This window comes from Salmonella sp. 32100201201700099SM, assembly GCF_017572645.1.
Classification (GTDB): domain Bacteria; phylum Pseudomonadota; class Gammaproteobacteria; order Enterobacterales; family Enterobacteriaceae; genus Salmonella; species Salmonella enterica.
In genome coordinates this window covers 211446-225468 of sequence record NZ_JAGERQ010000002.1, presented here as the reverse complement: position 1 = coordinate 225468, position 14023 = coordinate 211446, and the positions used below count along the sequence as shown (strand labels likewise).

Annotated in this window: 13 protein-coding genes and 1 pseudogene; 8 read left to right on the top strand and 6 right to left on the bottom strand. The window is 50.9% G+C overall.

Annotated features, from left to right (window positions below; all coding sequences use genetic code 11):
* Positions 1-102 precede the first annotated feature (102 nt).
* Genes J4685_RS04460 through tnpA form a run of 3 tightly spaced genes read left to right on the top strand, consistent with a single transcriptional unit; the run spans position 103 to position 2102 of the window.
* The gene (locus J4685_RS04460) at positions 103-1446 is read left to right on the top strand and encodes a hemolysin family protein (RefSeq protein WP_000934974.1); all 1344 of its coding nucleotides are present in this window, start codon (positions 103-105) and stop codon (positions 1444-1446) included.
* Positions 1415-1687, top strand: coding sequence for a hypothetical protein (locus J4685_RS04455; RefSeq protein WP_138082281.1), 273 nt, complete (start codon positions 1415-1417; stop codon positions 1685-1687). Before J4685_RS04460 ends, J4685_RS04455 begins: the two co-directional genes overlap by 32 nt.
* Complete coding sequence (tnpA, locus tag J4685_RS04450) at positions 1644-2102, top strand: IS200/IS605-like element IS200F family transposase (protein ID WP_000502127.1); 459 nt, start codon at positions 1644-1646, stop codon at positions 2100-2102. Before J4685_RS04455 ends, tnpA begins: the two co-directional genes overlap by 44 nt.
* Before the next feature lie 142 nt (positions 2103-2244).
* Here the strand turns inward: tnpA and J4685_RS04445 are convergent, their stop codons facing one another.
* Positions 2245-2451 (bottom strand): DUF1107 domain-containing protein, encoded by a 207-nt coding sequence (locus J4685_RS04445; RefSeq protein WP_000689229.1) that lies wholly within the window; start codon positions 2449-2451, stop codon positions 2245-2247.
* Between the two features lie 326 nt (positions 2452-2777).
* Here J4685_RS04445 and J4685_RS04440 point away from each other — a divergent pair, with 326 nt between their 5' ends.
* A complete protein-coding gene (locus J4685_RS04440) occupies positions 2778-3335 on the top strand; it encodes a YtfJ family protein (RefSeq protein WP_000175301.1) in 558 nt (185 codons plus the stop codon).
* On the opposite strand, the gene cysQ is transcribed toward J4685_RS04440, so the two are convergent.
* On the bottom strand, positions 3325-4065 hold the full coding sequence (gene cysQ / locus J4685_RS04435) for a 3'(2'),5'-bisphosphate nucleotidase CysQ (RefSeq protein ID WP_000893398.1): 741 nt from the start codon (positions 4063-4065) through the stop codon (positions 3325-3327). The two genes, J4685_RS04440 and cysQ, sit on opposite strands and share 11 nt — an antisense overlap.
* A 266-nt stretch (positions 4066-4331) precedes the next feature.
* Between cysQ and J4685_RS04430 the strand changes: the two genes are divergently transcribed.
* Positions 4332-6275 carry a bifunctional 2',3'-cyclic-nucleotide 2'-phosphodiesterase/3'-nucleotidase gene (locus J4685_RS04430; RefSeq protein WP_000589382.1) on the top strand — a complete coding sequence of 648 codons (1944 nt, stop codon included), beginning with the start codon at positions 4332-4334 and terminating at the stop codon, positions 6273-6275.
* A 57-nt stretch (positions 6276-6332) separates the two neighbouring features.
* On the opposite strand, the gene J4685_RS04425 is transcribed toward J4685_RS04430, so the two are convergent.
* Positions 6333-6719, bottom strand: a complete 387-nt coding sequence (locus J4685_RS04425) for a winged helix-turn-helix transcriptional regulator (RefSeq protein WP_001201297.1) — start codon at positions 6717-6719, stop codon at positions 6333-6335.
* Positions 6720-6806: 87 nt separating this feature from the next.
* On the opposite strand from J4685_RS04425, the gene J4685_RS04420 reads away from it, so the two are divergent.
* The 3 genes from J4685_RS04420 (at position 6807) to ytfE (ending at position 9466) form a co-directional block, all read left to right on the top strand.
* Complete coding sequence (locus J4685_RS04420; protein ID WP_000560617.1) at positions 6807-7655, top strand: SDR family oxidoreductase; 849 nt, start codon at positions 6807-6809, stop codon at positions 7653-7655.
* A gap of 80 nt (positions 7656-7735) precedes the next feature.
* Entirely contained in the window at positions 7736-8701 is a 966-nt protein-coding gene (locus J4685_RS04415; protein WP_000623287.1) for a DMT family transporter, read from the top strand.
* 102 nt (positions 8702-8803) lie between these two features.
* Positions 8804-9466, top strand: coding sequence for an iron-sulfur cluster repair protein YtfE (gene ytfE, locus J4685_RS04410; RefSeq protein WP_000331471.1), 663 nt, complete (start codon positions 8804-8806; stop codon positions 9464-9466).
* A 66-nt stretch (positions 9467-9532) separates the two neighbouring features.
* Here ytfE and J4685_RS04405 read toward each other — a convergent pair.
* The 3 genes and pseudogenes from J4685_RS04405 to cycA all read right to left on the bottom strand — a co-directional run bounded on the left by J4685_RS04405 (position 9533) and on the right by cycA (position 13816).
* Positions 9533-10921, bottom strand: a pseudogene (locus tag J4685_RS04405) (hypothetical protein).
* A 14-nt stretch (positions 10922-10935) separates the two neighbouring features.
* Positions 10936-12075, bottom strand: coding sequence for a DKNYY domain-containing protein (locus tag J4685_RS04400; RefSeq protein ID WP_000155541.1), 1140 nt, complete (start codon positions 12073-12075; stop codon positions 10936-10938).
* A 337-nt stretch (positions 12076-12412) separates the two neighbouring features.
* Positions 12413-13816: a D-serine/D-alanine/glycine transporter gene (gene cycA, locus J4685_RS04395; protein WP_000228328.1), complete on the bottom strand. Its 1404-nt coding sequence runs from the start codon at positions 13814-13816 to the stop codon at positions 12413-12415.
* Positions 13817-14023: the final 207 nt, after the last annotated feature.

Genomic DNA, 14023 nt, shown 5'->3' with positions numbered 1-14023 from the left:
CTGAACTTATCGGCTCACTGCTACGAGCCGGTTTTCATTAAACGTTACCACACGGATTTATAAACTTCCCTTCCGAGGATCTGGCGTTTCGCCGGATAAGATATGTTAAACAGTATATTCATTATATTCTGCCTGATCGCTGTAAGTGCGTTCTTCTCCATCTCCGAGATCTCGCTTGCCGCATCACGTAAGATTAAACTTAAGTTATTAGCTGATGAAGGCAGTATCAACGCACAACGCGTATTGAAAATGCAGGAAAATCCCGGCATGTTTTTCACCGTTGTGCAAATTGGCCTGAACGCCGTCGCTATTCTTGGCGGTATCGTCGGCGATGCGGCATTTTCGCCCGCCTTTTCCGCCCTTTTCTCGCACTATATGTCGCCAGAACTCTCCGAGCAGTTGAGCTTTATTCTCTCTTTCTCGCTGGTGACGGGGCTGTTTATCCTGTTCGCGGATTTAACCCCGAAACGCATCGGTATGATTGCGCCAGAAGCTGTGGCTTTGCGTATCATCAACCCGATGCGCTTCTGCCTGTTCGTTTTTCGCCCGCTGGTGTGGCTGTTTAACGGCATGGCAAACAACATCTTCCGCCTGTTCAAAATTCCAATGGTGCGGAAAGACGACATTACTTCTGATGATATTTACGCGGTGGTGGAAGCCGGCGCGCTGGCGGGCGTCTTGCGCAAGCAAGAGCACGAACTGATTGAAAATGTGTTTGAACTTGAATCCCGCACCGTACCGTCTTCTATGACGTCGCGCGAAAGTATCATCTGGTTTGATCTACACGAAGACGAACAAAGCCTGAAGAAAAAGGTAGCCGAACATCCGCACTCAAAATTTTTGGTGTGTAATGAAGATATCGACCACATCATCGGCTATGTAGATTCCAAAGATCTGCTGAACCGCGTGCTGGCGAACCAAAGTATGGCGCTGAATAGCGGCGTGCAAATTCGCAATACCTTGATTGTGCCGGATACGCTGACCCTTTCTGAGGCGCTGGAAAGTTTCAAAACGGCGGGCGAAGATTTCGCGGTCATTATGAATGAATACGCGCTGGTCGTCGGTATCATTACGCTGAACGATGTGATGACCACGCTAATGGGTGACCTGGTCGGCCAGGGACTGGAAGAGCAAATTGTGGCGCGCGATGAAAATTCCTGGCTGGTTGACGGCGGCACGCCGATTGACGACGTCATGCGCGTGCTGGATATCGATGAGTTTCCGCAATCCGGCAACTATGAAACCATTGGCGGCTTTATGATGTTTATGCTGCGCAAGATCCCAAAACGTACTGATTCGGTGAAGTTTTCCGGCTACAAATTTGAAGTGGTGGATATCGACAACTACCGTATCGATCAGTTGCTGGTGACGCGTCTCGACAATAAAAGCAACGTACCGGCGCCGAAACTGCCCGATGCGCAAGGTAAAGAAGACAGCGCGGCCTGAAATCCGTTTGCCAGAAACATCAACGGCTCCTGATTCAGGAGCCGTTTTTTTGTTGTCTATGGAAAACCCCCAGCTAGGCTGGGGGTTCCGGAAAGCTTTCAGCTTTAAGCCAGTTATTAAAACCCCTTTTGATTTGTTAAAACATCTTGCGGTCTGGCAACTGCAAAAGTTCAACAAGAAATCAAAAGGGGGTCCCAATGGGGGACGAAAAGAGCTTAGCGCACACCCGATGGAACTGTAAATATCACATAGTTTTCGCGACCAAATACCGAAGACAAGCGTTCTATGGAGAGAAGCGTAGGGCAGTAGGCAGCATATTAAGAAAATTGTGTGAATGGAAAAACGTACGAATTCTGGAAGCAGAATGTTGTGCAGATCATATTCACATGCTTCTGGAGATCCCGCCGAAGATGAGTGTGTCGAGTTTCATGGGATATCTGAAGGGTAAAAGTAGTCTGATGCTTTACGAGCAGTTTGGGGATCTAAAATTCAAATACAGGAACAGGGAGTTCTGGTGCAGAGGGTACTATGTCGATACGGTGGGTAAGAACACGGCGAAGATACAGGACTACATAAAGCACCAGCTTGAAGAGGATAAAATGGGTGAGCAATTATCGATCCCTTATCCGGGCAGCCCGTTTACGGGCCGTAAGTAACGAAGTTTGATGCAAATGTCAGATCGTATGCGCCTGTTAGGGCGCGGCTGGTAAGAGAGCCTTACAGGCGCATCTGAAAAACCTCCGGCTATGCCGGAGGATATTTATTTTACTTTTTTAACCTACTGCATAGCACTTTTGGTTACGCCATCTCAGTTTGCAGACGCATAACCTGACGGTTAACTTCAGACATCACAGACAAGTGCTGCTTGTCTCTCACTTTTGGGATAAGAATCTTACCCTTATCGAACTCAAAAGCGCCAACATCCTTGATATATAACCGTCCACGGAACAGGATCTTCACGTACTTCGCCACCTGTAGCGGGTTGTAGCGTTGGAAAATTTTCATTGTTGTCTCCTGCAGAGTATTACGCCCTTGCGGTGCCACAATCGGCCCAACAGTTTTAAGGCGCAAATTTTAATGCCATATGACTATAGACCATATCTACGTCGTTTCCAGTGTGCATAAGTATATTTACCTTTTGATTACAGTTATTCAGAATTATCTAAACATCAGCTCATTTTTCTCAGTATATGCCTTCATTTTTCACAGGAAGTGTGCACCCGCCCACAAACTGGCATCCCCTTTGTGGGAAAAAGCATCAATCGCACATATGATTAACTGTCGGCCCAAAGTGGTCGGATCACCTGCAAAAAAATAAAGAAGGAATGACCATGACCCTACGTAAAATTCTGGCGATGTCGTGTCTGCTACTCCCCATAATGGCTTGTGCGCATAACCTTGAAGATAACCAACGGGTGCCGCCGGTAGGCATTGCCGATCGTGGCGAACTGACGTTGAATAAAGATGAGTTTAGTTATAAAAACTGGAATAGCGCGCAGCTGGCGGGAAAAGTGCGCGTCCTGCTGCACATTGCGGGTCGAACGTCAGCGAAGGAAAAAAACGCCACGCTGATTGAAGCGATTAAATCAGCCAAGCTCCCGCATGACAGATACCAGACGACCACAATTGTGAACACCGATGATGCAATCCCAGGCTCCGGTATGTTCGTGCGTAGCAGTATAGAAAGTAATAAAAAGCTCTACCCGTGGTCGCAATTTATTGTCGACAGCAATGGCGTGGCGCGTAACGCCTGGCAATTAAAAGAAGAGGGGTCCGCCGTCATCGTGCTTGACAAAGACGGTCGGGTTCAATGGGTGAAAGATGGCGCGTTAACCCAGCAAGAGGTACAGCAGGTGGTCGACCTGCTGCATAAGCTCCTCAGTAAATAGTCACCCGGAAGCCGGGGTTAAGGAACGATTCACGAGGGGTATAGTCCAGCGTTTTTCCCTGCCAGTCGTGAACGTGCGCCCCGGCTGCAACGGCAATGGCATGACCTGCGGCAGTATCCCAGACGCTGGTCGGCCCAAATCTGGGGTAAAGCTGCGCCTGTCCTTCCGCCACAAGACAGAATTTCAGCGAGGAACCAATAGAGGTGGTCTGATGTTCGCCAAGCTGTTGGAGATATTCGGTGAGTTCATCATCCGTATGCGAACGGCTAATCACCACCAGCGGCGGGCGGGCATCCCGCACCTGAATCTGCTTACGCACCCCGCACTCCTCTTTCCAGGCCTTACCTTCCGCCGCGTAGTACATCACTTTCAGCACCGGCGCATAGACAACGCCCAACACCGGCTTGCCCTGCTCAATCAGCGCGATATTGACCGTGAATTCTCCATTGCGCTTGATGAATTCTTTGGTGCCGTCGAGCGGATCGACCAGCCAGTAACGCTGCCAGTGCTGGCGCACTTCCCAGGCGGGCGGATCTTCTTCTGAAAGCACCGGAATATCCGGCGTGAGCGTGCGTAACCCTTCGAGAATCACGGTATGTGCGGCGATATCCGCCGCAGTGACTGGAGAATCGTCCTGCTTGCGGGCGTACTCCATCGGTTTGGCTCCATCATAAACCTGCATAATGGCATCGCCCGCGTTCCGTGCAAGCTGGCATACTTGTTCTAACATTCTCCACCTCTTTATGACGGGGGCGTTAACTCGTTGTTTTACTTATACCCGATCGTTAAGGGTTCCGCCAACTGTGATACCGTCAGCGGTTTTGATAATAGCTTTCATGGCATGATTCACCTTTCTGTGAACACTCGCAAAAAATCGGCCGGATGGGACGGTTTCGCCTTCTTCTGGCGACGGTCGGAACGATACCGGTTTCACTGTTTATCATCGCTATTTTTCACTATCCGGCTTTTCTATTGCGTTCTTAAAAGGTGCCTCTGATGATTAAGTTTAGTGCAACGCTTCTGGCTACGCTGATCGCCGCCAGCGTGAATGCGGCCACCGTCGATCTCCGTATCATGGAAACTACTGATTTACATAGCAACATGATGGATTTCGATTATTACAAGGATACCGCAACCGAAAAATTCGGATTGGTACGTACCGCAAGTTTGATTCATGCCGCCCGAAATGAAGTCAAAAACAGCGTGCTGGTGGATAACGGCGACCTGATTCAGGGGAGCCCTCTGGGCGATTATATGGCGGCAAAAGGGCTCAAAGACGGTGATGTTCACCCGGTCTATAAAGCGCTCAATACTCTGGATTACGCGGTTGGAAACCTCGGCAACCATGAGTTTAATTATGGTCTGGACTATCTGCATAACGCGCTGGCCGGCGCGAAATTCCCTTATGTTAACGCCAATATTATCGACGTTAAAACCCAAAAGCCGCTCTTTACGCCTTATCTGATTAAAGAGACGAGCGTTATTGATAAAGACGGCCACCCGCACACTCTGAAAATCGGCTATATCGGCTTTGTTCCGCCGCAAATCATGATTTGGGATAAAGCGAATCTGAGCGGCAAAGTTACCGTCAATGACATTACGGAAACCGCCCGGAAATATGTGCCCGAAATGCGCGAGAAAGGCGCTGATATCGTGGTAGTCATTGCTCACTCAGGCCTTTCTGCCGATCCGTACCACAGCATGGCGGAAAACTCGGTTTATTACCTCAGCGAAGTTCCCGGCGTCGACGCGATTATGTTTGGTCACGCCCACGCCGTCTTCCCCGGTAAAGATTTTGCCGACATCAAAGGCGCGGATATCGCCAAAGGTACGCTTAACGGCATTCCTGCGGTAATGCCAGGCATGTGGGGCGACCATCTGGGAGTGGTCGATCTGGTGCTCAATAACGACAGCGGCAAATGGCAGGTTACGCAGGCGAAAGCGGAAGCGCGGCCTATTTACGACGCCGCCGCTAAAAAGTCGCTGGCGGCGGAAGACAGTAAGCTGGTCGGTATTCTGAAAGCCGATCACAATGCCACCCGCGAGTTTGTCAGCAAGCCCATCGGTAAATCCGCCGATAATATGTACAGTTATCTTGCTCTGGTGCAGGACGATCCTACCGTACAGGTGGTGAATAACGCGCAAAAAGCGTATGTGGAACACTTTATTCAGGGCGATCCGGATCTGGCGAAACTGCCGGTGCTGTCCGCCGCCGCGCCGTTTAAAGTTGGCGGGCGTAAGAACGATCCTGCCAGCTTTGTCGAGGTGGAAAAAGGCCAGCTGACCTTCCGTAACGCCGCGGATCTTTATCTCTATCCGAATACGCTGGTAGTGGTGAAAGCCAGCGGCAAGGAGGTAAAAGAGTGGCTGGAATGTTCTGCCGGACAGTTTAATCAGATTGATATTCACAGCAACAAACCGCAATCGTTGATCAATTGGGATGGCTTTCGCACCTATAATTTCGATGTCATTGACGGTGTGAATTATCAAATCGATGTGTCACAGCCCGCCCGCTATGATGGCGAATGCCAGATGGTGAATCCGCAGGCGGAACGTATTAAAAACCTGACCTTTAACGGTAAGCCTGTCGACCCGAACGCTACGTTCCTGGTCGCCACGAATAACTATCGCGCTTACGGCGGCAAGTTTGCCGGCACGGGCGACAGCCATATCGCCTTTGCGTCTCCGGATGAAAATCGCGCCGTGCTGGCGGCATGGATTGGCGCAGAGTCAAAACGCGCGGGCGAAATCCATCCGGCGGCGGATAATAACTGGCGTCTGGCGCCAATCCACAGCGATACGGCGCTGGATATCCGCTTTGAAACATCGCCAGGCGATAAAGCCGCGGCCTTCATTAAAGAGAAAGGGCAGTATCCGATGAAAAAGGTTGGTGTCGATGATATCGGTTTTGCCATTTATCAGGTGGATTTGAGCAAGTAACGTGAGTCCCGTATGGCGCTGCGTTTATTCGGCCTGACTGGCAGGCCGAATAAAGCGCTAGCCGCCATCTGATAAACGCTCCCGCTGCGCCAATACCTGGGGCAAATTCAGTTCTATCCAGTCCGCCAGCGCGGCGACTTTATCACTCACCTGCTCGCCAAGCGGCGTCAGGCTGTACTCCACATGCGGCGGAACAACTGGATATGACACCCGGTTAAGAAATCCGTCCTGTTCAAGCGCCTGTAACGACTGCGCCAGCATCTTTTCACTCACGCCTCCCATCTTGCGGCGCAGGTCGCTAAAACGGTGTGTACCGTCGCGTAACGCGACCAGAATCAGTACGCCCCAGCGACTGGTGACATGTTTTAACACCTCACGGGACGGGCACTGTTCAGCAAAGAGATTACCTTCACGCAACTGCCGGGAAAGAGTATGAGCGCGCATTGATACTTACCTTTTTGTACGTACTTACTAAAAGTAAGTTTAGGTGGTAGCGTAATAAAACACAAGACCAACACTGAGGAGTTCACCATGATTGCTATCACTGGCGCAACAGGCCAACTGGGCCAACACGTTATTGAAAACCTGCTAAAAACGACGCCCGCCAGTCACCTTGTCGCGATCGTCCGTAACCCGAAAAAAGCCGCCCCGCTCAGTCAGCGCGGGATTGCCGTTCGCCAGGCGGATTACGCTAACGAAGCTGCGCTGACCACCGCCTTACAGGGCGTTGATAAACTGCTGCTCATTTCATCCAGCGAAGTGGGACAACGCACCGCGCAGCACCGCAACGTCATTCAGGCCGCCATTGCCGCGAAGGTGAAATTCATCGCCTATACCAGCCTGCTACATGCGGATAAATCGCCGCTGGCGCTCGCCGATGAACATATTGAAACGGAAAAGATGCTGGCTGAGTCAGGTATTCCTCACACGCTATTACGTAACGGCTGGTATACGGAAAACTACCTGGCGAGCGTCCCTGCCGCGCTGAAGCATGGCGTCTTTATTGGCGCGGCGGGAGAAGGGAAAATCGCCTCCGCAATGCGCGCTGACTATGCCGCCGCCGCCGCGCGCGTCATCCGTGAAGAGGGTCACGCCGGGAATGTCTACGAGCTGGCGGGTGATAACGCCTGGACATTAAGCCAGTTGGCGGATGAACTTACTCATCAGAGCGAAAAAAAAATCGTCTACCAGAACCTGAGCGAAGTCGATTTTGCCGCCGCGCTGAAAGGCGCAGGCCTGCCTGACGGACTGGCGGATATGTTGGCCAATTCTGACGCTGGCGCGGCGAAAGGCGGTCTGTTTGATGACAGCCATACGCTGCGTAAACTCATCGGTCGCCCGACGACGGCGCTCACAGAAAGCCTTCGCTCCGTACTGTAAGTGTTAAAATTTAGTTAATTTATATGGCATCCTCATAGACCTTCTCTGATAATGACGGAACGGTTTATGAGGAGAATCTGATGATTAGCGGCGTGCTATACGCCCTGCTGGCAGGGCTAATGTGGGGATTGATTTTCGTCGGCCCGTTAATCGTGCCGGATTACCCGGCCCTCTTACAGTCAATGGGACGCTATCTGGCGCTGGGGCTGATTGCCCTGCCGATTGCCTGGTTAGGCCGCACGCGGTTACGCCAGTTGACGCGCAAAGACTGGTCCACCGCCCTGTCGCTGACCCTGATGGGCAATGTAATCTATTACGCCTGCCTCGCCAGCGCCATTCAGCGAACCGGCGCGCCGGTTTCGACGATGATCATCGGGACATTGCCGGTCGTCATTCCGCTTTTCGCTAACGTTCTCTATAGCCAACGAGACGGCAGATTATCCTGGCTACGTTTAGCGCCCGCGCTGGCGCTTATCGGTTTTGGCCTGCTGTGCGTCAATATTGCTGAACTTAGCCAGGGATTGTCCGATGTTAGCGGCTGGCGCTATGGTTCAGGCATTGTGCTGGCGCTGATTTCCGTAGCGTGCTGGGCATGGTATGCGCTGCGCAACGCCCGCTGGCTGCGGGAAAATCCCGACAAACATCCCATGATGTGGGCAACGGCGCAGGCGCTGGTTACGCTGCCGGTCTCGTTAATCGGCTATGCGGCAACCTGTCTGTGGCTGAGTATCCAGAACCCGATGTTTACCCTGCCCTTTGGCCCGCATCCCGCGCTGTTTATCGGTCTGATGATCGCCATCGCGGTGCTGTGTTCCTGGGTGGGCGCGTTGTGCTGGAATATCGCCAGCCAAAAATTGCCAACCGTGATTTTAGGGCCGCTGATTGTTTTTGAAACGTTGGCAGGACTGCTCTATACCTTCATTCTGCGCCAGGAAATCCCGCCATTCCTGACGTTAAGCGGCATTGCGCTCCTGGTGGCGGGCGTGGTTATTGCCGTGAGAGCGAAACCGGAAAAAGCGACCGTCGTTCCGGTCACGGAACGCTAATCTCATCCTGACTTAAATTATACGCACCCCGAAAGAGTTATAGCCTCGCCTTAAAGATGCATTTAAAATACAACTTATATTATTGCAAATGAGGTAACGGCTATGGCTTATCGCGATCAACCTTTAGGCGAACTGGCGCTCTCTATTCCCCGCGCATCGGCGCTGTTTCGCCAGTACGATATGGATTACTGCTGCGGCGGAAAACAGACGCTGGCGCGCGCCGCCGCTCGTCACGACGTCGATATTGACATTATTGAAGCGCAACTCGCGCAGTTGGCTGAACAGCCCATCGAAAAAGACTGGCGCGCCGTTCCGCTGGCGGACATTATTGACCATATCGTTGTGCGCTATCATGACCGACACCGCGAACAACTGCCGGAGCTTATCCTGCAGGCAACCAAAGTGGAACGCGTTCACGCGGATAAGCCAAACGTCCCACGCGGCCTGACAAAATATCTCACCGCGCTGCATGAAGAGCTTTCCAGCCATATGATGAAAGAAGAACAGATCCTGTTCCCCATGATCAAACAGGGTATGGGTCGCCAGGCAACGGGCCCGATAAGCGTAATGGAAAGCGAGCATGACGAGGCGGGAGAGCTGGTAGACGTCATCAAACACGTCACCCAAAATGTAACGCCGCCGCCAGAAGCCTGCACCACTTGGAAAGCGATGTATAACGGCATTAATGAGATGATTGATGATCTGATGGAGCACATCAGCCTGGAGAATAACGTGCTGTTCCCACGCGCGCTGGCCGGGGAATAATCCACCGCCAATAAACGATCCTGAACGTATAGACAGGATCGTTTATTCTGAATCGACTAACGCTTTTTAGCGAGAGGTGAATGCATTATTAATAACCTCATATTTCCCCTCCTCAGTGACCAGATAATAACCGCTCTTGTCGATATGCGCAGTATCCAGCGTCCGCGTCACGTTACGCCGTTGCCCGCTATCCACCAGCGTATCACCGAAGAAATAGAGATAACGATCGTCATGAGCAAAAACATCAGAAAATGAACCATCGGGATTTTTAAACCACACCAATGGTCCAATAGGGTCGATAATCTGCACGCCCCCATCGCCGATAAAATAGATCTGTTTACCCACCAAATTAGCGCCAGCTTTCAGCTGTACCTGCGGATCAGGCAAGCGGGTGATGGTTAATACCCTGTCGACCGGAGAGACATACTTCACCTAGTACAATAGATCTTTGTACTGTGCTACCGTCCAATTGTAATGAATGGGATGGAAATATTCTGGATCAACATTGGGAATAGTCGCTATTCGGCAGTCATCGCCTCGGCGCGATGCCTCTCGCGTCATCCATGTCACCTTATCCCGCTGTACATTAAACGTATTGAGACAGTCTTTGCCGAAGTAATAGCGTTTTACGCCTGCTTTGTCGCGATAGAGTAACTGCACGCCAGCGACCCAGCGCACAACATGAAAAGAGTTCGGATCGGCATCAATTGCCACACCATTAACAAAAACCTGCGTGGCGGTACGTAGAATAGTGTCCCACGGGCCAGGATTAGATGTAGTATCGCAGCTGGTCGGCGAAAACAGAATATTACGCTGCTCCCAGGATTTAACGCCCAGGATGGAATATCCCTGCGCACTAGCCAGCCAGCGTCCCTGAAAGTAGAGGTTGCGCCTGTCTTTAAGCACATCGCCGGAGTCGTTTAATTTGATGTTGCCACCAACCTGCTGCAACGAATCTATATCGACCCTTTTTTCACCATGATTATCATCTGTGCGCTCGCCGTCGAAGTAAAGACTATCTTTATCAGCGGCAAAGCGTCCATACGCCCGAAAAGTCGCTGCATCCACTGGCGGCTTACCCGGTGGATTTTGTACGATTTTCCCAGCCCATAAAATATGCTGGCCGTCGGTTAGCCAATAAAACTGCCAGAAATCATTTTTTATTAGCGATGAAAAAGCGGCGACATGAACAAAATCATTACTCATTTTTCCACGGTCATTATATTCATTAACAATGCGGTCAGGAACGTGCCGTAGTTGACTAAATTTTACCTCTCGAATTTCAATATCTTTAAAATTAATACCATAATCATAATCTTCTTCAACTACATATTTCGTTCCCTGCCCCCACGGCTGATAGTGAAACAAAGCATATGGAATGTCGGAACAGGCCAGAGCTAACACTGGTGCCAGCATTAATAAAATCGATAAACAGAACTGTTTTATTCTCAACATTGCGCCATCCTGCGCTAGTGGTAATCAGAGGGAAGCAAAGAGATAACGTCAGTGGGCGCTGGTGATACCGTCGTCCACTCTGTTAATATCGGGTTATAGCGCTGCCATTGATCACGTGAGATCTGGCGATATAATTGCCCATCCGCGGACAAAGCCAGATGGTAGTAATTATAGGTAACTCTATCTATTTTCAGCGCCGGAAGTTTTTCCTGCGACGTAAAAATGCGCAGTACCCCCTCGCCCAACGCATTCGTGCTCACCTGATAAATACGATCCTTATACCAACCGGTGTTCCCGTTCAGACGAAAAAAATGCTCCGGATCGACACCCGGCAGGGTTTCCACTTTACAACTGCTCCCGGCGTTGGTTGCCTCATGCTTCAGCCATGTCACCTCACGCAGGCCAATATTAAAATAGCCGCAGTACCGACTGGAATTATCAATCTCATAGTCATGCTTACCGGTTTTATCACGATAAATTAGTACCTCGCCAGGCATCCAGCGAATGATTTGAAACGTATTAGCATCAGCGGTAATGGGTATGCCGTTCACAATCACCCGTTGCGCCGTCGTCACAATAAACTCCCTTGCCGAAGTGGAATCCAGCCTCAACACGCGAAACCCATCGGCCCGCCCCAGCCAGCGGCCTTCATAATAGAGATTATTTTTATCCCGCAGCAGATTCCAGATTTTCGTCTCTGCCAGAGTTGCCATATCCACACGTTTTTCACCCGCATTGCTATCACGACGTTTACCATCAAAATAGAGACCGTGTTTATCGGCGGCAAAGGCGCCAAAAGACTGAAAGCTGGCAACATCAACGGCAGGCTCATCCCCGGTATTCTGGACGATTTTGCCTGCCCACAGGATAAAGTGCCCATCGCTGAGATAAGCGTGCTGACAAATATGATTGTCGTCGCAGTTATGGCTGTCGGGATTGATTTCTATTAACGGGCGAGGGTCTTGCGGGTGAGATAAATCGGCAATACGCCGTAAATGCGAATAGCTAACGTCAGGCAGTCGGGAGAGAATTTGCGGTTCGTCGTCGGCGGTATAAAAAACGCCGTCCTTATCCTGCTGATACTGAAAATCTGCGAACGCGGGAACGGGCAGCAGCAAAAGCGTAGCGCTTAAAATCCAGCGTCGAATGGTCATAATTACAGTTTGAAATAGGAGATTAATTTGTTACTTAAACCACTTTTTCAACGTATTATCCAGCGCGAGCCGCCATTATAGGAATTCATCAAGGCGGCACTTACCGTCAGCCTGCAATTTACAGCTGCCCTTCCTGAAGAAACGTTTTTCGCGTCATTGCATCAGCGGACAAACACCCATTTCCTGAGCTTTTCATCTCCATACGCTATCAAATGTGGCGAGAAAAATAGCTCGTTAAGGAGCGGGAAGCGACAAAATGGGGCGTAAAAATGAAGAAAGCGCCCCGGCGGGTACGTTATGCGCATACCCCCTCGCCTAAGCGAGAGGGATAAATCCGTCATTTAGCCAGTTTGTTCTTACGCAGGAACAGCCAGCCCAGACCCAACGCGATAAACCACAGCGGCGTCACGATCAGCGCCTGGCGCGTATCATCTTCCAGCGTCAGCAATACCAGCACGAACGCAAAGAACGCCATGCAGACCCAGCACATCAGCTTACCGAGCGGCATCTTATAGATGGATTTTTCATGCAGGTGGGGACGCTTTTTGCGGTACACCAGGTATGAACACAGAATGATGGTCCAGACAAACATAAACAGGATGGCCGAAACCGTAGTGATCATGGTGAATGCGCCAATCACGCTCGGGTTGACCATCAGCATAACCACGCCGCCCAGCAGGCAGATACAGGAGAAGGTCAGGCCTTTCGCCGGTACCGCGCGTTTCGATAGCTTAGCGAACGCTTTTGGCGCCACGCCTTCTTGCGCCAGGCCAAACAGCATACGGCTGGTCGAGAAGACGCCGCTGTTGGCGGAAGACGCCGCCGAGGTCAGCACAACAAAGTTGATCACGCTCGCGGCGGCAGGCAGACCCACCAGTACAAACAGCTCAACAAACGGGCTCTTATCCGGTACGACTGAACTCCACGGCGTTACCGACATAATGACAATCAGCGCAAAGACGTAGAACATGATGATACGGATCGGTATTGAGTTGATCGCGCGCGGCAGCGATTTTTCCGGATCTTTAGTTTCTGCGGCGGTAGTACCGACCAGCTCAATGCCCACGAAGGCGAACACCGCAATCTGGAAACCGGCAAAGAACCCGCTAATACCTTTCGGGAACCAGCCGCCGTCATTCCACAGATGCGCGAAAGACGCTTCAACGCCGGTCGGCGATTTAAAGTGCATCGCAATCATCACCAACCCGACCACAATCAACGCCACGATGGCGACGATTTTGACCATAGCAAACCAAAATTCCATTTCACCAAACATTTTAACGGTGGCGAGGTTGAGGCTTAGCAGCAGGACCACTACCGCCAGCGAGGCGACCCAATCGGAAAGGCCGGGAAACCAGAACTGCGCGTAGGCGGTAATCGCCACCACGTCAGCCATACCGGTCACTACCCAGCAAAACCAGTACGTCCAGCCGGTGAAATATCCCGCCCAGGGGCCAAGCAGGTCGGAAGCAAAATCGCTAAACGATTTATATTCCAGATTCGAGAGCAGCAATTCCCCCATGGCGCGCATCACGAAAAAAAGCATAAAACCGATGATCATATACACAAAAATGATCGACGGTCCGGCGAGACTGATCGTTTTACCCGATCCCATAAACAGACCGGTACCAATAGCGCCGCCAATAGCGATAAGCTGTATATGACGGTTTGTAAGATTGCGCCGTAGCGACTGTTCAGCCGGAGCCTGTTCGTCGGCTGCGACTTTTACCTGATCTACCATGTTTTTCTTCCTGTACCTGTCTGTGTTGTGCGGGCTCTACGGCCTTTGGTCTATGATACGACGATCCTGTTATCAGAACTCATCGATATTAGGTAAGAATCGGCGGGATGAATACTAAGATTCAAATACAATGTTAATTTTATGTTTAAAATGAGTGTTATATCACTTTGATAATGCGAATTAGCTCACAAAAATACACGTAACGAC